Genomic DNA, 23436 nt, shown 5'->3' with positions numbered 1-23436 from the left:
TTATAATTAATTTGTGAAGTACAATTTAACAAATATAATATACTTAATCATTTAATCATAATATATTTTCTTTCTATCCCTTCACCCATGCTAAAGAAAGGATAGATTGAATGGAGTATTACAAATCAAAAAAAGATCCAGAACTTTATTATTCTATTAACAATAAAGGTGAAAAGCGCTGGATGTTTCGTCACAAATATTATGATTCATTGGGGAAACGTAAAGAGAAAAAGAAGCGAGGGTTTCTTTCCGAAAAAGAGGCGTACCAAGCCTTATTAGAAGTAAAAACTAATACAGTACAAGGAGCTATCAAACAAGTAGAGTATTCAAATTTCACCATTGCTGAATGGTTTGACCTTTGGTACGAAACTCATAAGTTAGATTGGAAGCCTACCACTCGTCAACAACGAGAAATGGCCATTCGCTTACAAATCAAGCCTTTGTTGGGTCATTATAAGCTTCAAAAGTTGGACAAGACAACTTATAAAAGAGCCTATATAAATCCACTTCTCAAAAAATATAAGGTCGAAACTGTAAAGCTGTTTCATCGACTATTTAAAATCGGTATCAATGCAGCTGTAGATGATGAAATTTTACCTAGAAACCGCTTCACTAAAATTACCATTCGCGATGAAAATGCAGAACTTTTTTCCACGGGAACTAGTATAAATGATAATTTTTTAGAAGCGCATGAGTTGAACAAGTTATTATCAACTGCAAAAGAGCATGAGAATATAACTAATTACACTATTTTTTTACTCTTAGCTTATACCGGATTACGTCGTGGAGAAGCATGTGGACTCCAATGGAACAATATTGACTTATCTAAGAGAACACTTACAGTAGAACGGACTAGGGACAATAAAGGGGTACGATCACCTAAAACTAAAAACAGTTACCGTACCATCCTAATTGACGATATCTTAATCCAACAGTTGAAAACGTATAAGAAGTGGTGTAAAGAAACAAGACTAAAATATGGATACCATTTGAATAATAATGACTTCATTTTCATTTCTTATCAAACTGGCAATCCAATCACAGACAACAGTATCATTTATTCACTAAGACGTATATTAAAAAAAGCTAATTTAAAACCTATTACACCACATGGATTAAGGCATACACACGCTACACTTCTCCTTAGCCAAGGTAAACGTGGGGCAAGTGTGAAGGTCGTCGCAGAACGGCTAGGAAATACACCACAAATGATTCTCGACATATACGGTCATACATTTTTAGATTTGGAAGAAGAAAGCGTTCAGTTATTCTCTGAAAGTCTTATTGGGGCCAAAACTGGGGCCAATTCTGAATAACATTGTTTCAAACGTTGATATATCAAGGGCGGGGAGTATCGTTGAATATTACTCTCGTTAATAACAATAAAAAAACCTATGCCATTTGGCATAGGTTTTTTTGAATAGTAAGAAAGCATTTAATTTTGCACTTAGTTTTACTTTCGCTTGTCGCCGAGTGCTTTGCGACTTGAGCTACTATTCTTATTTAAATTTTATTGTTTTAAAAAAAACAACTCAGGTAATAGACTCTTTCACTTCCTGAGCCTTTCTCCTGAGTTATCTATATCAGTTTCTTTACTTTGCATAACGAATGAGAAAATACTTTTTCTTGCCTCTGCGAATGACTGTGAACTTCCCATCAATCTTATCTTCATTTGTAATGACTTTTGTCAAATCCTGCTCACGGTCCCCATTAATATAAATAGCACCATTTGAAATATCTTCACGAGCTTGACGTTTTGATGGAGAAATCTTTGCTTGAATTAACAAATCAATTAATCCAATCTCTCCTCCTTCAATTTCAGTCGATGGTACATCTTTAAATCCTTCAAGAATCTCGTTTCCTGTTAATTGCTTAATATCACCACTAAATAAAGCAGCTGAGATTTTTATTGCTTGCTGTAAAGCTTCTTCACCATGTACAAGTTTTGTCACTTCTTCTGCAAGCGCCTTTTGAGCTGAACGTTTTTCTGGTGCTGTAGCAACTTCATTTTCAAGGTTCATAATCTCTTCATGGGATAAGAATGTGAAGTATTTTAAGTATTTCACAACATCACGATCATCTGTATTAATCCAAAATTGGTAGAATTCATATGGAGACGTTTTTTCAGCATCTAACCAAATTGCTCCACCCTCAGTTTTTCCAAACTTGGTTCCATCTGCCTTTGTGACAAGAGGAATTGTTAATCCATATGCTTTGGAATCTTCTTCAGATTTACGAATTAATTCTAAGCCTGCTGTAATATTTCCCCATTGATCACTTCCGCCAATTTGCAGCTTACAGCCATTGTTTTGATATAACTTTAAAAAGTCATATGATTGTAAAATCATGTAACTAAACTCAGTAAAGGAAATGCCTGTTTCAATTCGAGTTTGAACAGAATCTTTCGCAAGCATATAGTTAATTCCAAAATTTTTACCAACATCACGCAAAAATGAGATAACGTCCAACTTCCCAATCCAATCAAAGTTGTTAACAATAATGGCAGGATTTGTATCAATGTCAAAATCAAGAAACCTTGATAACTGACCTTTAATGCGGTTAGACCAATCCTGTACAATATCAGAAGTGTTGAGAGTACGCTCTGCCTTTTTCCCGCTTGGATCCCCAATTAATCCGGTTGCACCACCAACAAGTGCAATTGGGTGATGTCCATTTAATTGAAAACGGCGTAAGGTTAAAACAGGCAACAAATGCCCAATATGAAGACTGTCTGCGGTAGGGTCAAAACCTGAGTAAAGCTTAATATCTCCTTCTTCTAAAACTTTTGCTAATCCTTCTTCATCTGTTACTTGATTAACTAAACCTCTAAACTTTAAATCATTTAATAATTCGCTCATTGTCCTGCTCCTTTTTTATTATTTATTTCTTATAAGGAAAGAAAACATGAAAAAGCCCCTTCATCACTGAAGGGGCGAAAAAATCCGCGGTACCACCCTACTTAGAATTACACAATGTAATCCTTTCTCGGCAAAATAACGGTTAAACCGTCTTCTCCTACTAAGGTTGCTTTAACCTTTTCAAAAAAGAAGCTCATGGATGTAATTCATGGAATATCTATGTGCTGATTTTCACCACCCATCAGCTCTCTATAAACAGTGAGATAGCCATTACTGTATCCAATCTTTGCTTTTCCATATACTAATTACAAGCAATTTTAACCATAAAATAATCCTAATGTCAACACTTGGCATGAACTATCCCTCATCTTTATGACAAAAGCATACAAATTTCTTCTTTTCCTATGTTATAATAAGTAAGATTTGGGGGAATGCACTATGAAAAAAAAGGAAGAAAAACACAGGCGTTTCTCACCTTTTAACAAAGATATTGCCAAAAGTCTGCGGATATCCTATAACGTTATTGGAAATCTCCTTCTCCTTTTTCTTATCATTGGACTTATTGGTATTTGCTTTGCAGGGGGTGTAGGAGCCGGGTATTTTGCTTCACTTGTAAAGGATGAACCTGTTCGTTCTTACGAAGAAATGAAAAATGATATTTACAACTATGAAGAGACTTCTCAAGTCTTTTTTGATCAGAATATCTATTTAGGAAAGTTAAATGCTGACATCGAACGCGAGGAAGTCAAGTTAGAAAACGTTTCTAAGCATGTCATTAATGCGGTTATCGCAACAGAAGATGAACTCTTTTACGAACACGAAGGTGTTGTTCCTAAAGCGATTATGCGCGCTATTTTCCAAGAGTTCACAAACGCCTCTGTTCAAACTGGAGGAAGCACACTGACACAGCAATTAATCAAAAATCAAATCCTAACAAATGAGGTATCTTTTGATCGAAAAGCAAAGGAAATCCTTTTGGCATTGCGATTAGAAAAGTTTTTCGAGAAAGATGAAATTATTGAAGCTTACTTAAATGTCGCTGATTTCGGCCGTAATTCAAATGGTAAAAATATTGCGGGTGTAGAAGCAGCAGCAAAAGGAATTTTTGGTGTTTCAGCTAAAGATCTAACTATTCCGCAGGCTGCATTTATAGCTGGCTTGCCTCAAAGTCCATTTGGATATACACCTTTTTCAAATGATGGCGGGAAAGTAAAAGAAGACCTCAGCCCAGGAATTAACCGAATGAAAACTGTCTTAAACCGGATGTACACCGGTGGATTTATTACACAAGAAGAATATGAACAAGCGCTTTCATTTGATATTCGTGAAAATCTCACACCTAAAAAACCGACTTCTACTGAACAATACCCTTATTTGACCTACGAAGTAGAAGATCGTGCTAAAGATATTATTGCCATACAACTCGCTCAAAAAGACGGATATACTGAAGAAGAATTAACAAAAGATAAAGATCTAAAAAGTCAGTATCGCATACTTGCTGATAACGAAATAAGACATAATGGATATAGAATTCATACAACGATAAACAAAGAAATATATGACAAGATGCAAGAGGTTGTAAAACAATATGATTACTATGGCAGTGATAAACCCGAAAAAGTTAAAGATCCTGATACAGGAGAAACAATAACTGTCCAACAACCTGTTGAAGTTGGTGGCGTCCTAATTGAAAACACCACCGGAAAAATCATTAGTTTTGTTGGCGGACGTGATTTTAATCGCGAGAATTTAAATCATGCAACAGATGCGTTACGCCCTAATGGCTCGACAATGAAGCCGCTGCTTGTTTATGCTCCTGCAATGGAGTTAGGAGAATCACAACCAGGTACTGTCATTGCCGATACTCCTATGACTGGCTCATATAAACCAAAAAACTATGGCGGTGCCTACCATGGATTAACAAGTGCTAGAACAGCTTTAAAGCATTCGTATAACGTTCCAGCTGCGAAAACGTATATGAACATTATGAATCAAAACCCTGTTTCCTATTTAGAAAAAATGGGCTTTTCTAGTCTTAACAAAATTGATTATGAGATCGCATCCCTTAGTCTAGGGGGTATGACAGACGGTGTAACGGTTGAAGAAAATGTTAATGCCTATACAACATTTGCTAACAAAGGGAAATTTGTTGATGCATATCTAATCGAAAAAATAGAAACTAGTGATGGCGAAGTTATATATCAGCATGAAAAGGTTGAAAATGAGGTATTCTCTGCCCAAACTGCTTATTTAACAATCGATATGATGCGTGATGTGATCAGAAGTGGTACAGCAGCTTCCTTAAATGGCTACCTCTCATTTAGTGCTGATTGGGCCGGAAAAACGGGAACAGGTCAAGATTACCAGGATGCATGGTTTGTTGCGACAAATCCAAATGTCACGTTTGGAACATGGATTGGCTATGATACACCAAAACCATTGGAACAAAACTATAAAGGCATGTCATATAGCAGACGTAATCTATTACTCTGGGCAAAACTTATGAATGTTGCACATGATGTTGAACCAGACTTGATTGCACCTAAGAAACGATTTGAAACACCAGGTGGTATCGTACAACGCTCTTATTGTACTTTAACCGGGGAATTGGCCTCAGATCTCTGCCGAAAAGCAGGTCTTGTAGAGACAGATCTATTTAATGTCAAATATGTTCCTAAAAAGGTTGATGATAGCTTAACACAAGGAAAATATGTGTACGTTAAAGACAGGGCATATAAAGTACCATCTTCTGCTCCATCCGAATTTGTCCAAGAAGGTGTTATGCTTAAGAAAGAAGTTCTTCAAAAATATAATATTAAAAGTACAAGTGATCTTAAACGATTGTTGCCTAATACATCAAAATTGGGTAATTTAGTTGTCACAGAAGGAAAAGAAATTGTTGATAATGGCTCAAAGCCAAGACAAGTCAGCGGTGTCTCTGCCAGTGGTTCAAAAATAAGTTGGAAAGCAAACTCTGACAATGATGTCGTAGGATACCGTGTATACGGTGCAGCAAATCACTCGACAAGCTTTAAAAAAGTAGCTAGTTTGCCATCTTCAGATAAACTATCAATATCAGTTGGAAATAGTCCTGCTGCCTATTATGTTGTCGCTGTTGATGTTGGAGGAAATGAATCATCCCCTTCCAACATTATTAAAATAGGTGATTATGCTGAACAAAAGCCGAAACCAGAGGAAGATAAGAAGGTAACAAACGAATCAAATACTGACCAAAATAATAATAACAATGAAAAAGATAATAGCAATAACACGACCAAAAAGCCTAAACCTGAGGAAGAGGTTCCAGCCTCTTCTTCTACTGAGGACACACCTCAAGGTTTGTAAAAAAGAATTGGTTACGAAAAAAAGAGCTGTTTCTTGAACAGCTCTTTTTTTATACATGATGGAATTAATGGATTAATCCTCCATAGTAGATAAATCACCTGTTGGTAAATCTAACTCCCATGCCTTTAGTACACGTCTCATAATTTTCCCGCTTCGTGTTTTCGGCAGTTTGTCACGGAAATCAATTTCACGTGGTGCTGCATGTGCTGCCAAGCCCTTCTTCACAAAAGTACGAATTTCTTCTTTCAATTCATCTGTAGGCTCATACCCCTCTCGAAGAGCAACAAATGCTTTAATAATTTCTCCCCTTACAGGGTCCGGCTTTCCAATGACACCAGCTTCAGCAATGGCAGGGTGCTCCACTAGCTTGCTCTCAACTTCGAAAGGACCGACACGTTCCCCTGATGTCATAATGACATCATCGATTCTGCCTTGGAACCAGAAATAACCATCTTCATCCATATAAGCCGAATCTCCTGATACATACCAATCACCAGGCATAAAATAGGATTCGTATTTTTCATGGTTATTCCAAATGGTGTGCATCATGGACGGCCAACCCTTTTTAATCGCTAAATTGCCCATTCGATAAGGAGGTAATTCATTTCCTTGATCATCCACAATAGCTGCTTGAACTCCAGGGATTGGTTTTCCCATTGAACCTGGTTTTATTTCCATTGAAGGATAGTTACAAATAAGCTGTGCCCCTGTTTCTGTCATCCACCATGTATCATGGATGCGATTATTAAATACTTTTACACCCCAACGAACAACTTCTGGATTAAGAGGTTCCCCAACACTTAATACATGTCTTAGTGAGCTCGTATCAAATTGCTTTACAAGTTCATCACCTGCACCCATCAGCATTCGAAATGCAGTTGGTGCACTGTACCAAACTGTCACACCATAGTCCTCGATCGTTTTGTACCATGTTTCAGGCTTGAACCTTCCTCCTACGATGACATTTGTAGCACCTGATAACCAAGGAGCAAAAATACCATACACTGTTCCTGTTACCCAACCTGGGTCAGCTGTACACCAATAGACATCATCTTCTTTTAAATCAAGAACCCATTGTCCTGTTTGATAATGTTGTACCATCGCCTGATGTACATGAAGAACTCCTTTTGGTTTACCAGTTGACCCGGATGTATAGTGAAGAAGTAATCCATCTGTCTTATCAACCCATTCAATTTCAAGTTCTTTACTTGCCGTTTTCATTTCATTTAAAAAATCAATATGAGGCGCTTCAACAGTATCGCCTACAATAACAACATGCTTTAATGATGGAAGTTCATTCAATGGAACTCTTTCAAGCAATTCAGGTGTAGTTACAATGACTTTAGCATCACTATCTTCTAATCGGTCCTTTACCGCGCCTTCCATAAAGGCTTCAAATAGAGGTCCAACAATTGCACCTAGCTTAATCGCTCCTAGGATGACTGTATATAGTTCAGGTGTTCTTGGCATAAAGACGAAAAGTCGGTCACCTTTTACGACATCCGCTTTATTTTTCAAGACATTTGCCGCTTTATTCGAGAGATCTTTTAACTCTTTAAAAGTATATTTTTCTTCTCGTTCAGGATCACGATAGTAAAGCGCCACTTTATTTTTACGAGCAGTTTCTACATGCTTATCAATAGCTTCATAAGCAGCATTCATACGGCCAGTTTCTGACCATGTAAAATTCTTCTCAACTTCTGACCAGTCAAATGTCTTATAAGTATGATCGTAATCTGCTAAATTATGATTCCCCTTCGTTACTGGTAACGCTTCCAATTTCATCCCTAATTCCCCCTTATGTAGAATTCAATATCTATTATATTACAATACTTCATTTTTCTCAATTTTGAAATTATATTCTTTTACCATCTTGTAAACGCTTCATTTTTTTTATTAATCTAGTATAATAGAGAAAAGATATGATAACTCTTAAGTGAAGAGCGTTTTATACCATTCTCTTCGGTGATATTAATAAAATCGAATAGACAACTCAATTAAACCTAGAGGGCGGTGACTTATGAAACACCCTAAGACATATAATGCAAAAGAATTAAAAACACCGATCGGTAGTATTTTTATAGAAGGGCCTATTTCACCCGATAAACTTTCAAGCTACGAATTTCACGATGGTTTAGTTGCATTTCGTCAGCCTCACCAACAGAAAAAGGCATTAGTTGAAATTGCCGGTTTACCTGAGGGCAGAATTATTATTGCCCGACATCTTGATATAGTAGTCGGTTATGTTACATACCTTTATCCTGATCCGCTTGAAAGATGGTCAGAAGGAAACATGAAAGAATTAATTGAACTCGGGGCAATTGAGGTAGCGCCAGAATTTCGAGGCTATTCAGTAGGAAAGAATTTACTTAGAGTCTCCATGATGGACGACGCAATGGAAGATTATATTATTATTACAACAGAATATTACTGGCATTGGGATTTAAAGGGTTCAGGGTTAAACGTGTGGGAGTATAGAAAAGTAATGGAAAAAATGATGAATGCCGGGGGTTTAGAATGGTATGCGACAGATGAACCTGAAATAAGTTCTCATCCTGCTAATTGTTTAATGGCCAGAATTGGAAAAAGGATTACTTCAGAATCTGTTCAGAAATTTGATCAATTAAGATTTAAGAACCGTTTTATGTATTGATGAATAGGCTGATTATAAGACCCTGCAGTTGAATGACCTTATGGGTAAGGAGGGCTTTAAAATGATTGTAAAAAAGATAATGAAAAAAAATATTATTACTCTTCGACCTGAAGACACTATTAGTCTAGCATTAAAAACAATGAAGAAAAATAAGATACGGCATATTCCGATTGTTAACGAAAACGATTATCCCGTAGGGCTTATTACAGAACGGGATGTTAAAGATGCCAGTCCTTCTATTTTTCAATTAGAGTTAAAAGAGAACTTTTTAAATAAACCTATTAAAGATGTCATGTCTACAAATCTAATTACGGGACACCCTCTCGATTTTGTAGAGGAAATTGCCGCCCTACTAATTGAAAATCGAATTGGATGCCTCCCTATTCTTCAAGATCAGAAACTTGTTGGATTGATTACTGAGTCAGATCTATTACATACTTTTGTGAAGCTTACAGGAGCAGATCAGCCTGCTTCACATATAGAGATAAGAGTTCCAAATAAACCAGGTATGCTCGCCGAGGTTTCATCCATCTTTCTAAATCGAAAGGTAAATATTTCTAGTGCTCTCGTCTATTCAGACACTGACGAACGTTATAAAATTCTCGTTTTTCGTGTCCAAACGATTAATGTAACGCTGATTATAAATGATTTACAGACATCAGGATATCATGTTTTATGGCCAGAAATACCGGAGAATGCTAAATGACAAAACAAGAAAACGTCTTTATTTACTCACCGGAATTTCAACAGTATAAATTTTCACATGATCATCCTTTTAATCAGCTGCGTGTAGAGCTTACGTATGATTTGTTAAGGAAAATGGATGCGTTAAATGACTCAAATATCGTCACACCGAGGGTTGCAACAATCGAAGAATTAGCTCTTATCCATGATAAAAAATATATACAGGCAGTAGAGTTAGCTGGACATGGCAAGCTTGGAGAAGAAGAAGCCCTTAATTACGGGATCGGAACTGAGGATACCCCTATTTTTCCAAAAATGCATGAAGCAAGTTCGCTGCTTGTTGGGGGAACATTAACAGCTGTAGATTATGTGATGGAAGGTAAAGCAACACATGCTGCTAATTTCGGAGGTGGTTTACATCACGGATTTAGAGGAAGGGCATCAGGGTTTTGCATTTATAACGATAGTTCTGTTGCCATCCGCTATATACAGAAGAAATATGGAGCAAAAGTCTTGTATATCGATACGGATGCTCATCACGGAGATGGAGTTCAGTGGACATTTTATGATGATCCAACTGTATGTACTCTATCAATCCACGAAACGGGAAGATATTTATTCCCCGGGACTGGGAATATAACAGAAAGAGGCTCTGGGAAAGGGTATGGTTATACATTTAATATACCGTTAGATGCATTTACTGAAGATGAATCATGGCTCCATGCATACCGAACATCTATTGAAGAAGTTGCTGCTTTTTTTAAACCAGATGTTATTTTAACTCAAAATGGTGCTGATGCTCACTTTCACGATCCTTTAACACATTTATCCGCCACAATGGCTATTTATCATGAAATTCCTAAGATCGCTCATGAAATCGCTCATCAATATTGTAATGGAAGATGGATTGCTGTTGGTGGCGGAGGTTATGACATATGGCGTGTTGTTCCAAGAGCTTGGAGCTTAATTTGGCTTGAAATGAACGAAATCAAGGTACCAGATGAATTACCAAAGACCTGGATAGATAAGTGGCAACCAAAAGCACCCGTCACTTTGCCTGATCGTTGGTACGATCCAGAAGATTTGTATAAGCCAATACCTAGAAAAACTGAGATAGAAGAAAAGAATGCACTAACAGTTGAAAAAGTTCTTCATCTGATACGAAACTCATAAGAAAAGCGCAAGCGCCCTGATCATCGCCATCCAAACTATGAGGAGCATCAACTGAGATAAAGCGAGACTTCCATTAGGGGCAATATCCTAATGGATAGCAAGACATATCGGACTTTTACCGGGCAGTGAGCCTTCACACTATGCTCTCCCTTGAGTCATTTTATACTGCCTGTTAAAGTGGAGCAAAGGAAACACGGTAAGCAAGCGAACCGGTGTTGCCTTCGTAGGGAGATGCTCTGATGTTTAATACGCGATAGGCACTGGCAGTCTAAAACCGCAACATCCTGTTGCAACGACTGCACTTGCACGTCCTGTGCTTCGGAGCTACTACAAAAAATAAGTACAAAATTTTATACTTTCTTACCTTTTAAAAAGAGGCTGCCTCGGTTACGAGACAGCCCTACTTTTATGAAATAAGTGATTATTTCGTTGATTGTCTATATTCTATTCGATGCGGCAATTCAACGATGTGGTTTTCAACTTCTTCTTTATTCATATATTTAGTTAACAAGCGCATTGCTACAGCGCCGATATCATAAGTTGGCTGTACAACTGTGGTTAACTGTGGTCGTACCATCGTTGCTAATCTTGTGTTATCAAATCCAACAATCTCGAAGTCAGATGGAATCTTATAATTTTGGTCTTGTGCTCCATGAATCACACCTAAAGCCATTTCATCTGTTCCTACAAAAATCGCTGTTGGTTTCTCTTCTAATTCATCAATTTTTTCAAAAGCCTCTATACCTGAATCGTATGTGTAATCACCTTCTACCACCAATTCCTCATCAAATGGTAATCCTGCATCCTCAAGAGCACGCTTATACCCTACTGATTTTTTTAGACGGTTAACCGGTTCTTCTGCTGGTCCTTCGACATAAGCGATTCTCTTATGACCTTTTTCAATAAGCATGGAAATAACATCATAAGCAGCTTGTTCATAGTTGATGTTAACTGATGGTGTTGTATTTGTTAAATCAACAGATGCCGCTAAAACAATTGGCACTGGAGAACGTTTGAATTGCTCAACTAACTCCTCTGTTACATTTCCACTCATAAAGACAATACCGTCTACTTGCTTACCAAGCATCGTATTTAATAAATGTAATTCTTTATCTTTATTTTGATCCGAATTACTTAATATAATATTGTACTTGTACATTGTCGCGATATCTTCAATTCCACGTGCAAGCTCTGAATAGAAGATACTAGAGATATCAGGAATGATAACTCCAACCGTTGTGGTCTTTTTACTTGCAAGACCTCTGGCTACTGCATTTGGACGGTAGCCTAATCTTTCAATTGCATCGAGAACTTTTTTTCTAGTTGTCGGTTTTACATTTGGATTCCCATTAACTACACGAGAGACAGTAGCCATCGAGACATTTGCCTCACGAGCTACATCATATATTGTTACACTTGACATAAAATACACTCCTTCTGTTACATTAAGAACATTTATTATCTGACCGTTTATATAAGTCCAATTTTGGTATGTAGAAAGTTGTTACGTCTTGTCGTAAATCCAATTCTATGTTACCTATCATACGATACTCTGAAAACGTCCGCAATCTATTTACATCGATTTTCAAACTGTTTTCACATATTTTATTGCTTTTTCGAGGATTTTTTACTATTTTGCCTAACTTTTTTATTTTTATGAATAAAATACAAAAAGAGACTGACTTTATTTATAAGAAATATCCCATCATAGACGAAGTGGTAAATTTCCTATATTAAGTCAACCTCTTTTTATTCTATCACTTTATATTCTTATACGTTTACTTTTACTAAAGGCTTTACTTCTGTCATGAATTGATCGAACTGCTCAAAATCCATTTGTTGTGCGGAATCAGATAAAGCGACAGCCGGATCTGGATGCACCTCAGCCATAACACCGTCAGCTCCAATAGCAAGTGCTGCTTTTGCTGTTGGAACAAGAAGATCTCTACGACCAGTTGAGTGGGTAACATCAACGAAAACTGGTAAATGTGTTTCTTGTTTTAGGATAGGAACAGCTGAAATATCTAATGTATTTCTAGTTGCACGTTCGTACGTACGAATTCCGCGCTCACAAAGTATAATTTGTTCATTTCCTTGTGAAATGATGTATTCCGCTGCATTTACAAACTCATCAATTGTCGCTGCAAGACCGCGCTTTAAAAGAACTGGCTTACGAACAGCTCCTGCTGCTTTTAGTAATTCGAAATTTTGCATGTTACGTGCACCAATTTGAATGATATCAACATAATCTAGAGCTAGTTCAATATCTGCTGGATTTACGATTTCACTAATAATAGCTAAACCATACTCGTCTCCAACTCTTCTTAAAATCTTTAAGCCCTCTACACCTAGACCTTGGAAGTCATAAGGACTAGTACGTGGTTTGAAGGCACCTCCGCGCAGGATTTTTATGCCTTGTTTTACCGCTTGTTCTGCAACTGCAGCTACTTGCTCATAGCTCTCAACCGCACAAGGACCAATAATAAATGATTGGCTTCCATCCCCAATTCTTACACCGTTTACTTCAATAATTGTATCTTCTGGCTTTTTCTTACGTGAAACTAGTAACGCCTTGCTGTGATCATCCTCTTGTAATTCTAACCCTGCCTTGAAGATTTCTTTGAAAATATGTTGGAGTGTTGAGTCTAAAAATGGTCCATCGTTATATTTTTTAATACTATCTAACATTTTACGCTCGCGAACAGGATCATAACGATTGACACCTTGTGCTTCTTTTGCTTTACCAATTTCTTGAACAACTCTGCCTCTCTCATTAATTAACTTTAAGATCTGTAAGTTAATTTCCTCAGCTCTCTCTCTTAATGCTTCTAGTTCTGCATTACTCATCTCTCTCATCCTTTCGCATTCAAAATTGATTAGAAAACTTGGCTTGTCACTTAGACATCCCACGTCTATTGAAATGAACCTTCTCTAGTAAGGAAACAAGATAAGATTGCTTTATCATTCAATAAAAGTGTGGTACATTTTCTTTAATTAGTTGTAATTATAAACCATAAAAAAGTGATTGTCATTAAAAACTTTAACATTTAAACGCTTTTAAGCTTTTATGCGGTAAAGTGAATGTACATAAAAGGCTTTAAAATCATGATAAAACAAATTTCTATGCTAACAATATTTAAAAAATATGAACATCTGCTTAAAGAAGGTGTACCAACATGACCCAAAATGACCTAACATTTGCGCTTGATATTGGCACTAGATCTGTTGTTGGATTAATTTTAAAAGAAGAAAACAATTCGTATTATATTGTCGATACTGTTATAAAGGAACACACGAACCGATCTATGTTAGATGGACAAATTCATGATGTTTTGTCTGTTGCAAACGTTATTTCTTCTGTAAAAGAAGAACTTGAAAGAAAACACGGACCTCTTCATAAAGTATGCGTTGCTGCTGCAGGTCGTGCATTAAAAACTGAAAGAGCAACTGTCTCTATTGAAATAACAGGCAAACCGATGATTCAAAAAGAAGACATTCTTCATCTAGAACTTATGGCTGTACAAATTGCTCAAAAACAACTCGCTGAAAAACAGGACAGTGAGCGTGCCCATCATTATGATTGTGTAGGATATTCTGTACTCCATTACCACCTTGACGGAGATGAAATTGGTAGTTTAATTGATCAACAGGGTGAAGAAGCCTCCGTAGAGATTATCGCCACCTTTCTTCCCAAAATAGTTGTAGAATCTTTGTTAGCTGCCTTAAATCGCGCTGGACTTGAAATGGAAGCATTAACATTAGAACCAATTGCTGCGATTAATGTATTGATCCCTCCTTCAATGAGACGATTAAATGTTGCTCTCGTTGACATTGGGGCAGGGACATCAGATATAGCGATTACGAATAAGGGTACTATTATTTCTTATGGGATGGTTCCAATAGCAGGTGATGAAATTACAGAAGCTGTTTCAGATGAATTTTTACTTGATTTTCCAAAGGCTGAAGAAACAAAGCGGCAACTAGTATCTGAGAATTTAGTCACAATAACAGATATTTTAGGATTTGAGACTCAAATTTCTAAAGAGGACATCATTGTGAAAATCTCGCCAGCAATTGATAAGCTTGCAGAATCAATACGGGATGAGGTTATTCGATTGAATAATAGTCTATCTCCTAAGGCTATTATGCTTGTAGGAGGAGGCAGTCAAACTCCGGAGCTTCCAAGACGGTTAGCAGCTTTACTAGAATTACCTGAAAATCGAGTGGCAATTAGAGGTATTGATGCTATACCTCAGCTTAAACTTGCAGAACATGTACAAACAGGACCAGAATTAGTGACTCCGATCGGGATCGCTGTTTCATCAAAACAAAATCCGATCCAATATATAAGCGTTAGCGTTAACGAACGTTCTGTTCGACTATTTCATATGAAGGCATTAACAGTTGCAGACAGTTTATTGTCTTCAGGTATCCAATTGAATAAACTATATGGAAAGCCTGGAATGGCTTTAATGGTAACAGTAAACGGACATTCGATTACAATACCTGGAGAGCATGGATCAGCACCATTAATTAAGAAAAATGGAATGGTATGTTCCCTTGAGGATCCAATTAAACATGGCGATACGATTACCGTGGAAAAGGGAAAGGATGGAGATTCTCCATTTGTTCCGATCAGCTCGATTTTAGATGAGATTCCTACAAAATCATTTTATGTAAATGGACAATCCTATACAATTACGGCCAGTATTTTGCTCAATAATAAAACAGTATCTAAACATGAGCTTTTGTCTGATCGGGATCATCTAATATGTAATGTTCCAACAACAATTGAAGAATGTTTACAGATGATCGGTTTAATAGATGAACTGGAAAAATTAAAACCCTTCTCCTTAGAGATAAATGATAAAGTTACACCTCTGCCTGCATTTTCTGGAAAGCTATTTAAAAACGGGCTAGAAACCTCAAAGGAGTCAAAACTTGAAAACGGGGATATTCTTGTTCTAAAACCAGTTAAAGAGCCATCACTAATTGAGTTTGTCATTGAGACAAACATCCAACACCTGCAAGCCTTACCGATTTTTTATAATGGCCAATCAATTGTAATTGAAAAAACCATACAAGAGTTTTATCGAAATGGAATAAAATTATCTGAAAAAGATGTCCTATATAACGGTGAAAAGCTTGAAGTGAAGAAAAGAAAGGTAGAACCATTTATTTTCCAAGATCTTTTTGCTGCAGTTGAGATTGACATACCTAACTCAAGCAGTAATCAATTTAAACTTTTAAAAAACAGTAAAGAAGTTACCTTTCAAGAACCTTTGAATCCAGGAGACGAACTGGAAATTCACTGGATATAGTAAGAAAAGCGCAATGCGCTAAGCATTCGGCGACAAGCATAAGGCGAATAGGAATAGAAGACGTTCTTTATCTTCAATTCATGTATGCTTATGACCTCGAGGCTGTCAAAATCGAGACGTCCTGTCGTAAAGACTGCACTTGCACGTACTGTGCTTCGAAGCTGGATGTCAAATCGCCATCAACAGTTCATAATTTTATCATTTCCTGGACCAAAAAAGAGGATAACGCATGGCGTCATCCCCTTTTTTGCTCTAATCAGTAATTTCCTGTTTTAATGCATCATATGTAATCTTCCAGTGTGAAGCATTCCAAACTACTTTATTCCCTCGGAACAATAAGGCTTGTGGAGATTCATGCTTTACTCCGTACTTTTCCGCAATATAATTGGAGAGTTCACGAGCTTCTTGTACATGTAAATGATAACTAGGGTAATTTGCATGTATTTCTGCGAATTCCTGATATTCATCAAAAGCAGCTTGGCTTATAGGACAAGTTACACTATTTTTTATAAATAAAAATTCATCATGTTTTTGTAAAAGGTCTTCAAATTGTTCAATTGACTCAATCGTCTGATTACTCATTCTATCACCTTTCTATACCTAGTTAACAAAATTAATTTGACACTAGGGTTTGTTCACGTTTCAATTTTAACTATTCGCTTTTACATGGTTTTCAGTATCCTCTTCTTTAGACGAATCTTCCCCTTCAGATAATAAAGGAGCTTCAGGTTGATCCAGTTTTTCTTCTACAACTGTCTCATCATTTAATTCCTCTAAAGCATTCGTTATTTCTTTTTCAACAACATCTGCTTGTTCTTCCGAGTTCGAAGTATTTGTAATGGAGCGCACTTTGTCCATAATTTGAGAGGACTGTTCTGTTACTACTTGTGAAAGAGATGATGTTTTATCCTTTGCAACTGCTGCAAACTCTGAACCTTTTTCTAACGCACCATTTGTTATTTTCCCTGTACGTTCCTTCATCATTGATGCTTGTTGACCTAAGTTATTTCTCATTTCTTTTCCAGATTTAGGAGCCAGAAATAATGCAGTTGCAGCACCAACAAGTCCTCCAATTAGTGATCCGATAATAAAGTCTTTGCCATTGCTATTCTTAGCCATGATTAAAACCTCCTCTAATTATTCGTACACTTATCCATTTAATTGTTGCTTTTTTTCACTTTTCTGTTTCCATTTTGCCCATATATCCATTGCGGCATTACTCCATTGAACAATTTGATTAATTTTATCCTGATTTTCTTCAAGGTTTGTTGATGCAGTCGTTGTCACTTTTTTGACTGTAGTATTAAGCTGCTGGATTGTATCACCCACATCCTTAACAGAGTCTACAACATTATTAAGCTTTTCTGACTTTTGTTGAATATCTTCAGCAAGTGCATTTGTTTTATGTAATAATTCAGTTGTTTCGGTTGTTATTCCTATCATTTGTTTTTCAAGACCTGATAATGTACCTGCTACATTAGTTAGCGTAGCTTGCAAGGCCTTTAATGTTTTCGAAACATATATCACCAATATCGTAAAAGCAATGGCTATTAATGCAACACTTAAGTATAAAATGATAATCATTTCTAACACCTCCCATACCTTTCCTTGTTCTTTCCATACCCTATCTTCTCTATTATAAACATAAATTTTACATAATAGCTAAAATCTCCTTCTTAATTTGACAGTCTTTTTAGATTTGACGGTTTTTGTAAACTTTATTTCTCTTTAGAAGAGTGTTAGGGGAAGGTGATTTCCGCTACGGGATGCTCGCTTTCCTTTGGGCGTAAGGTGGGCATCCTCAGCGCTTTGCACCTGCGGGGGCTCCCTTACGCTCCAATCAACCTAAATCATTTTGCATAAAGATGCTTTGAAAAGTTATTCGAAGTAATATAGCTTTTACCATTGTTTCATGAGAATGGGGTACAATAAAAAGGTATGTAAAATAAAATGGCTGTTTTCGTTTATTGTTGCCTGAGATTACCTTTATAAAATTAATAGTGGCAAAATAGAACGAACCAGTTATTACATCTAAATGCATTAAAAACAATACATTATACAAAAACAGACAAAGTATAAAGGAGGATTTACATGAAAGATTCACGTATCGATACTTTAGCAAAAAACCTAATCAATTATTCAATAAAATTACAAAAGGGAGAAAAGGTTCTGATTGAGAATTTTGGTCTTCAAAGAGAGTTAGTTGTCGCTCTCGTAAAGGAGGCCTATAAGGCTGGGGGATATCCTTTCGTATCCTTAAAAGACCATCAAGTGGATCGAGCTCTTATGATGGGTGGAATTGAAGAACAATATGAAATGATGGCTCAATTTGAAGCAGAAGTAATGAGCAAAATGGATGCATACATAGGCTTACGATCGGGTGATAACATTAATGAATTTGCAGATGTACCAGAACAAAAGTTAAAGCTACAAGGACAAACAATCGGGCAAAAGGTCCACAGGGACATTCGTGTTCCTAAAACAAGGTGGGTAGTATTAAGATACCCAACTTCTTCCATGGCTCAATTAGCTAAAATGAGTACAGAACAGTTCGAAAACTTTTATTTTGATGTATGTAATCTTGATTACAGTAAAATGGACAAAGCAATGGAGGCTTTAGTTAACCTAATGAATAAAACAGATAAAGTTCGTTTAACTGGGAAAGATACTGATCTGACCTTTTCTATCAAAGACATCCCTGCAATCAAATGCTCCGGTCAAATGAACATTCCCGACGGAGAAGTATATACAGCACCTGTACGTGATTCTGTTAATGGAAAAATTTCATATAATACTCCATCACCGTATCATGGGTTTACATTTGAAAATGTTCAACTTACTTTTAAAGATGGGAAAATTATAGAAGCGACAGCAAACAATACTGAAAGAATCAATAAAATATTTGATACAGATGAAGGGGCTCGCTATATAGGTGAATTTGCGATCGGAGTGAACCCCTTCATTCAACACCCAATGCAAGACATTTTATTTGATGAGAAGATCGATGGCAGTTTCCACTTTACACCAGGTCAAGCTTATGATGATGCTTATAATGGAAATAACTCCAATATCCACTGGGATATGGTGATGATTCAGCGCCCGGAATATGGTGGTGGCGAAATTTATTTTGATGATGTTCTTATTCGAAAAGATGGACGCTTTATGGTTCCTGAATTAGAGCCCCTAAATCCGGAAAATTTGAAATAAGAAGGGGCTATCTAATGCTTCCCTCCAATTAAATAGACGGTGGAAACCTTTTTCCACCGTCTATTTACGTAGTTAAACATGAACATCTCTTTTTGAAAATATATACCCAGCAAGTAGAAAGAACAGCAGCATATGAATGCTAATATTCATAATTGAAAAAGGTAATGTCATTCCTTCAAAAATGGGTTCACCCAAAAAATAAGGCATTAAATTTGTATTAGCAAATAATAAATATTTGGCTTCATCAACATGATAATGGTTTAATAATGTAATGACCGCACTTGATGAGAAAACTAAAAAAATAGGGAGTGCAATTGAAATCACACTACTTCTTGTTATAGCTGACAAGCAAAAGGCAATTGATGTGATGATCCCAATTTCTATTAACTGAAATAAATAACTTCCTAATCCAACTAGTACTTTTTGATCAAGCTCTAGAAGCGAATCCGCGTAAAAAATGACGCCCATTATTGTTGATAAAAACAATTGAAACATGCCTAGTAAACATACATTTGCTAAAACAGTGATATATTTGGAAACTAATATGATAACTCGTTTAACTGGCCGAATAAACAAAAATTTAATTGTACCTTTCTCAAACTCACCTGAAACAATGTCTCCTGCTATTATAATACTTATTAATTGGATAATAAGAAGCAAATAAGAACTCACTTGAATATAATCCCAAAATGAAAAATCAGTATCCTTAAATAAGAAGTAAAAGAAAAGTCCAAAGAGGATATTTAGGATGATAATCAAGCCATAGGATATCCACATCCTCGCACGCTTAAATAATTTTTGATTCTCATTACGTAAGAGTTGGAAAAGGATTTTCATAACTTGCTTCCTCCTCCTAACTTCTGTAAAAATATTTGCTCTAATGGGTTTTCTGTTCTCTCTATTCCGATTACATCGAATCCCTCGTTCACTAATAATCGATTTAATTTTGCTACTTCTTCAACTTCTAATTCTATTAAGAATCCATTTGAATGAAAAACTAGACCCCTATTCATATATTTTTCAACTAAAAAAGATCTAGCAGCATCCTTATTCATTAATCTAAAGTAGAAGGTTTGTTTTTCTTTTTGTCTGCTTTCCCAATCTTTTAATGGTGAACGCTCAATACATTTACCATTATTCATAACAAGCACACTGTGACAAATGTGTTCAATTTCTGAAAGAATGTGACTTGAAATAATGATTGAAACTCCCTCTTTTTCTGCAAGTCTTTTAAGTATATCCCTTAAACTTTTCATTCCTTCTGGATCTAAACCATTTGTTGGCTCATCTAGTAAAAGGATAGAAGGTCTGTGGAGTAAAGCTTGCGCCAAGCCAAGCCTTTGTCTCATTCCTAATGAATAAGTTTGAACCTTATCATTTATGTACTCGTCCATTTTTAATAATTCAATTATTTCATCAATTCTTTCATAAGAAAATTGTTCAGTCATTCTAAATAATTGAACAAGATTCTCATATCCAGAAAGAAAATCATACATAACCGGGTTTTCTATGATCGCTCCAACTTTCGAAATGGCCCTTTCAAAATCATTTTGCAGATCATACTCTTGTATATAAATAGAGCCTTTCGTTGGCTTTAATAACCCTACAAGCATTTTTAATATCGTTGTCTTCCCTGAGCCATTTGGTCCTAATAAACCAAGAATTTCACCTCTATGCAGCTCAAAACTAACATCATTTATTACTGTTGTTCTACCAATTGTTTTACTTACATTAGATACTTTTAGGACAATTTCCTGCATCTGCATTTTAACACCTGCTTTTTACTATTTCCTTGATGTTGATGAGTTTCATTTAATACTTCTCCACCACTTATAGTAAAGATTTGTTTGCCGATAAACAATGATTATAGGATAATAAGTGAATGATAGGAATCTAACAAATAGGAGCAATCATGAAAATGGACATTTATTCTTATCTTGTTGTTCAACAAGCACCACATTTTGAAACAGGGAATATTATTTCCTTACAGAAAAAGAAAACAATTTTTGGAAGGAAATCAAGCGATTGGATACCTGATATATCCTTTCAAAATATTTTTGTTTCTAGGAAGCATTTTACCATCTGTTTTAAGTCAAAAGGTTTTTATATTGAAGATTTAGCTAGTAAACATGGTACATTCCTTAATGATAAAAAACTAATCCCTCACACACCAGTGAAACTCAAAACCAATGATCAAATTTCATTTGCTAAAAATCTTGTTATTTTATCTTTTTCTCATAAAAATATTGAGGAAACCTCTGAACTTTCCTTTTCTCTTGGAAAATTAATAAATCTAGAAAAGATTGAACCAAGATTAGACTTTCTTAAGCAAACTTTGCATGTTCAAAACGATTCTGTTTCACTAACTGAGAAGGAATTCAGGTTCATGGATATTCTTATGCAAAGAAAAACATTTGTTTCAAAAGAAGAAATCATTAAATATGTGTGGCCGGAAAGATTAATGACGGTTAAAAACGAATGTCTGGTAGGATCTGAGGAAGTGAATGCACTTATTTATAGACTTAGAAAAAAACTACCTTATTCAATAAAAATTAACACAATAAGAGGCAGAGGTTACGCATTAACCATTATAGAGGATGGAGTAAAATCCAATTCCAAATAACATGATGACACTTTCTAATAAAAAAACAGCTGACATAAAATAAGATAAAACTCTTATTTCTAGTCAGCTGTTTTTCCTAATCCTTATGCTAAGACATTTTCATAAGCTTCTTGATATTTTTGAATATCACCAGCACCCATAAAAATTAATACCGCATGATCATGTGCTTTAAGGACGGAAGTATTCTCTTCCTTAATAAGGCTGGAATTGTCGACCTTTTCAAGTAAATTATCGATTGATAACTTCCCAACATTTTCACGTGCAGATCCAAAAATATCACATAAATAGACGTAATCGGCTCTTTGTAAGCTTTCAGCAAACTCATCTAGAAAAGATTGCGTTCTTGTAAATGTATGTGGCTGAAAAACAGCAACGATGTCACGGTCAGGGTATTTTTGTTTTGCCGCATCAATTGTCGCATTAATTTCGGTAGGGTGATGCGCATAATCATCTATTAGTATTTGGTTTCCTATTCGCTTTTCATTAAAACGTCTTTTTACACCTTCAAATGTTTGAAGTCTTTGTTGAATAATCTCAACATCAATTCCTTCATAATGACATAAGGCAATAACAGATAATGCATTTAATACACTATGATCACCGTACGATGTGATCTTAAAAGACGCATAAAACGTATTACGGACAAATACATCAAATGCTGTACCGTCAGTTGATTTCACAATATTTCTAGCTTGAAAATCATTATCCTCATTAAATCCATAATAGACAACAGGTACTTTTGCCTGAATTTGTTGAAGCTGGTCGTCATCACCACAAGCAATAATGCCCTTCTTCACTTGAAGAGCCATTTCCTGAAATGCACTGAAAACATCCTCAATGCTTGTAAAATAGTCAGGATGATCAAAATCAATATTTGTCATAATCGCATAATCCGGCTTGTAAGATAAGAAATGCCTGCGATATTCACATGCTTCAAAGATAAAATACTTACTATTTGGAACTCCACTACCCGTACCATCACCAATTAAAAACGAGGTTGGCTCAGCACCTTTAATCACATGTGACAGCAATCCAGTTGTTGATGTTTTGCCGTGCACTCCGGTAATGCCTACACTGATATATTTTTGAAGAAATTCCCCTAGAAAACGGTGATAACGAATCACTGGTAAGCCTAGATTATGTGCTTCTTCAATTTCTTCATGTGTATCAGGATACGCGTTTCCTGCGATAATCGTTAATCCTTCTCTAATGTTTTCTTTTGTAAAAGGCAGAATTTTAATATTTCGTGCTTCAAGTGCCTTTTGGGTAAAAACTTTTTTCTCTATATCAGAGCCCTGAACTTCATAGTTCATATCATGTAAAATCTGTGCAAGGGCACTCATTCCAGTCCCTTTAATTCCAACAAAATGATAAACAGTCATAATTAGAACCTCCAACAAACGTCTATCTGATTGACAGTATATGACGCTTATCTTGATTTGCAACCCATGTATAGTAAACGTCTCTTAGAAATATAAACAATTCTTGTTATTTTCCTAATATGTAATCAGCCTACAAAAGTATATTATATCATTAGCCACATATAATGACCATGAAAAATCGTTTACTTCT

18 protein-coding genes and 1 other annotated feature are annotated in these 23436 nt (G+C 35.9%); of the genes, 8 read left to right on the top strand and 10 right to left on the bottom strand.

Annotated elements, in window-relative coordinates:
- Positions 1–110: 110 nt before the first annotated feature.
- The gene (locus AC4GZ8_RS15560; RefSeq protein WP_491082813.1) at positions 111–1316 is read left to right on the top strand and encodes a tyrosine-type recombinase/integrase; all 1206 of its coding nucleotides are present in this window, start codon (positions 111–113) and stop codon (positions 1314–1316) included.
- A 276-nt stretch (positions 1317–1592) separates the two neighbouring features.
- On the opposite strand, the gene tyrS is transcribed toward AC4GZ8_RS15560, so the two are convergent.
- Positions 1593–2858, bottom strand: a complete 1266-nt coding sequence (gene tyrS, locus AC4GZ8_RS15555; RefSeq protein WP_491082812.1) for a tyrosine--tRNA ligase — start codon at positions 2856–2858, stop codon at positions 1593–1595.
- Between the two features lie 67 nt (positions 2859–2925).
- Positions 2926–3154: a binding site (T-box leader), on the bottom strand.
- Between the two features lie 142 nt (positions 3155–3296).
- Between tyrS and AC4GZ8_RS15550 the strand changes: the two genes are divergently transcribed.
- Entirely contained in the window at positions 3297–6203 is a 2907-nt protein-coding gene (locus AC4GZ8_RS15550) for a transglycosylase domain-containing protein (RefSeq protein ID WP_491082811.1), read from the top strand.
- Positions 6204–6275: 72 nt separating this feature from the next.
- Here AC4GZ8_RS15550 and acsA read toward each other — a convergent pair whose 3' ends face one another.
- Positions 6276–7988, bottom strand: a complete 1713-nt coding sequence (gene acsA, locus AC4GZ8_RS15545; protein ID WP_491082810.1) for an acetate--CoA ligase — start codon at positions 7986–7988, stop codon at positions 6276–6278.
- 235 nt (positions 7989–8223) lie between these two features.
- On the opposite strand from acsA, the gene AC4GZ8_RS15540 reads away from it, so the two are divergent.
- From AC4GZ8_RS15540 to AC4GZ8_RS15530, 3 genes are all read left to right on the top strand, one after another.
- Complete coding sequence (locus AC4GZ8_RS15540; RefSeq protein ID WP_491082809.1) at positions 8224–8856, top strand: GNAT family N-acetyltransferase; 633 nt, start codon at positions 8224–8226, stop codon at positions 8854–8856.
- Between the two features lie 61 nt (positions 8857–8917).
- A complete protein-coding gene (locus AC4GZ8_RS15535; protein WP_491082808.1) occupies positions 8918–9562 on the top strand; it encodes an acetoin utilization AcuB family protein in 645 nt (214 codons plus the stop codon).
- Positions 9559–10713: an acetoin utilization protein AcuC gene (locus AC4GZ8_RS15530; RefSeq protein WP_491082807.1), complete on the top strand. Its 1155-nt coding sequence runs from the start codon at positions 9559–9561 to the stop codon at positions 10711–10713. Before AC4GZ8_RS15535 ends, AC4GZ8_RS15530 begins: the two co-directional genes overlap by 4 nt.
- 421 nt (positions 10714–11134) lie before the next feature.
- Here the strand turns inward: AC4GZ8_RS15530 and ccpA are convergent, their stop codons facing one another.
- Together ccpA and AC4GZ8_RS15520 are read right to left on the bottom strand one after the other, a co-directional pair.
- Positions 11135–12136, bottom strand: a complete 1002-nt coding sequence (gene ccpA / locus AC4GZ8_RS15525; protein WP_491082806.1) for a catabolite control protein A — start codon at positions 12134–12136, stop codon at positions 11135–11137.
- A gap of 347 nt (positions 12137–12483) precedes the next feature.
- Entirely contained in the window at positions 12484–13560 is a 1077-nt protein-coding gene (locus AC4GZ8_RS15520; RefSeq protein WP_491082805.1) for a bifunctional 3-deoxy-7-phosphoheptulonate synthase/chorismate mutase, read from the bottom strand.
- Between the two features lie 329 nt (positions 13561–13889).
- Here AC4GZ8_RS15520 and AC4GZ8_RS15515 point away from each other — a divergent pair, with 329 nt between their 5' ends.
- Entirely contained in the window at positions 13890–16034 is a 2145-nt protein-coding gene (locus AC4GZ8_RS15515; protein ID WP_491082804.1) for a cell division protein FtsA, read from the top strand.
- A gap of 252 nt (positions 16035–16286) precedes the next feature.
- Here the strand turns inward: AC4GZ8_RS15515 and ytxJ are convergent, their stop codons facing one another.
- From ytxJ to AC4GZ8_RS15500, 3 genes are all read right to left on the bottom strand, one after another.
- Positions 16287–16616, bottom strand: coding sequence for a bacillithiol system redox-active protein YtxJ (gene ytxJ / locus AC4GZ8_RS15510; protein ID WP_491082803.1), 330 nt, complete (start codon positions 16614–16616; stop codon positions 16287–16289).
- A gap of 66 nt (positions 16617–16682) precedes the next feature.
- Positions 16683–17153: a YtxH domain-containing protein gene (locus tag AC4GZ8_RS15505; protein WP_491082802.1), complete on the bottom strand. Its 471-nt coding sequence runs from the start codon at positions 17151–17153 to the stop codon at positions 16683–16685.
- Positions 17154–17183: 30 nt separating this feature from the next.
- Positions 17184–17618, bottom strand: a complete 435-nt coding sequence (locus AC4GZ8_RS15500) for a DUF948 domain-containing protein (RefSeq protein WP_491082801.1) — start codon at positions 17616–17618, stop codon at positions 17184–17186.
- A gap of 507 nt (positions 17619–18125) precedes the next feature.
- Between AC4GZ8_RS15500 and AC4GZ8_RS15495 the strand changes: the two genes are divergently transcribed.
- Positions 18126–19241 (top strand): aminopeptidase, encoded by a 1116-nt coding sequence (locus tag AC4GZ8_RS15495; protein ID WP_491082800.1) that lies wholly within the window; start codon positions 18126–18128, stop codon positions 19239–19241.
- Between the two features lie 72 nt (positions 19242–19313).
- Here AC4GZ8_RS15495 and AC4GZ8_RS15490 read toward each other — a convergent pair whose 3' ends face one another.
- Both AC4GZ8_RS15490 and AC4GZ8_RS15485 read right to left on the bottom strand, forming a co-directional pair.
- A complete protein-coding gene (locus AC4GZ8_RS15490) occupies positions 19314–20078 on the bottom strand; it encodes an ABC transporter permease (protein WP_491082799.1) in 765 nt (254 codons plus the stop codon).
- Entirely contained in the window at positions 20075–21007 is a 933-nt protein-coding gene (locus AC4GZ8_RS15485; RefSeq protein WP_491082798.1) for an ABC transporter ATP-binding protein, read from the bottom strand. Before AC4GZ8_RS15485 ends, AC4GZ8_RS15490 begins: the two co-directional genes overlap by 4 nt.
- A 146-nt stretch (positions 21008–21153) precedes the next feature.
- Between AC4GZ8_RS15485 and AC4GZ8_RS15480 the strand changes: the two genes are divergently transcribed.
- Positions 21154–21864, top strand: a complete 711-nt coding sequence (locus tag AC4GZ8_RS15480) for an FHA domain-containing protein (RefSeq protein WP_491082797.1) — start codon at positions 21154–21156, stop codon at positions 21862–21864.
- An 83-nt stretch (positions 21865–21947) separates the two neighbouring features.
- On the opposite strand, the gene murC is transcribed toward AC4GZ8_RS15480, so the two are convergent.
- On the bottom strand, positions 21948–23246 hold the full coding sequence (gene murC / locus AC4GZ8_RS15475) for a UDP-N-acetylmuramate--L-alanine ligase (protein WP_491082796.1): 1299 nt from the start codon (positions 23244–23246) through the stop codon (positions 21948–21950).
- Between the last annotated feature and the right edge of the window lie 190 nt (positions 23247–23436).

The sequence above is a fragment of the Metabacillus sp. RB-C-LZQ-3-1 genome (assembly GCF_058315175.1).
Note: the sequence above shows the minus strand (reverse complement) of the source record. Positions and strands in the feature narration are given on the sequence as shown.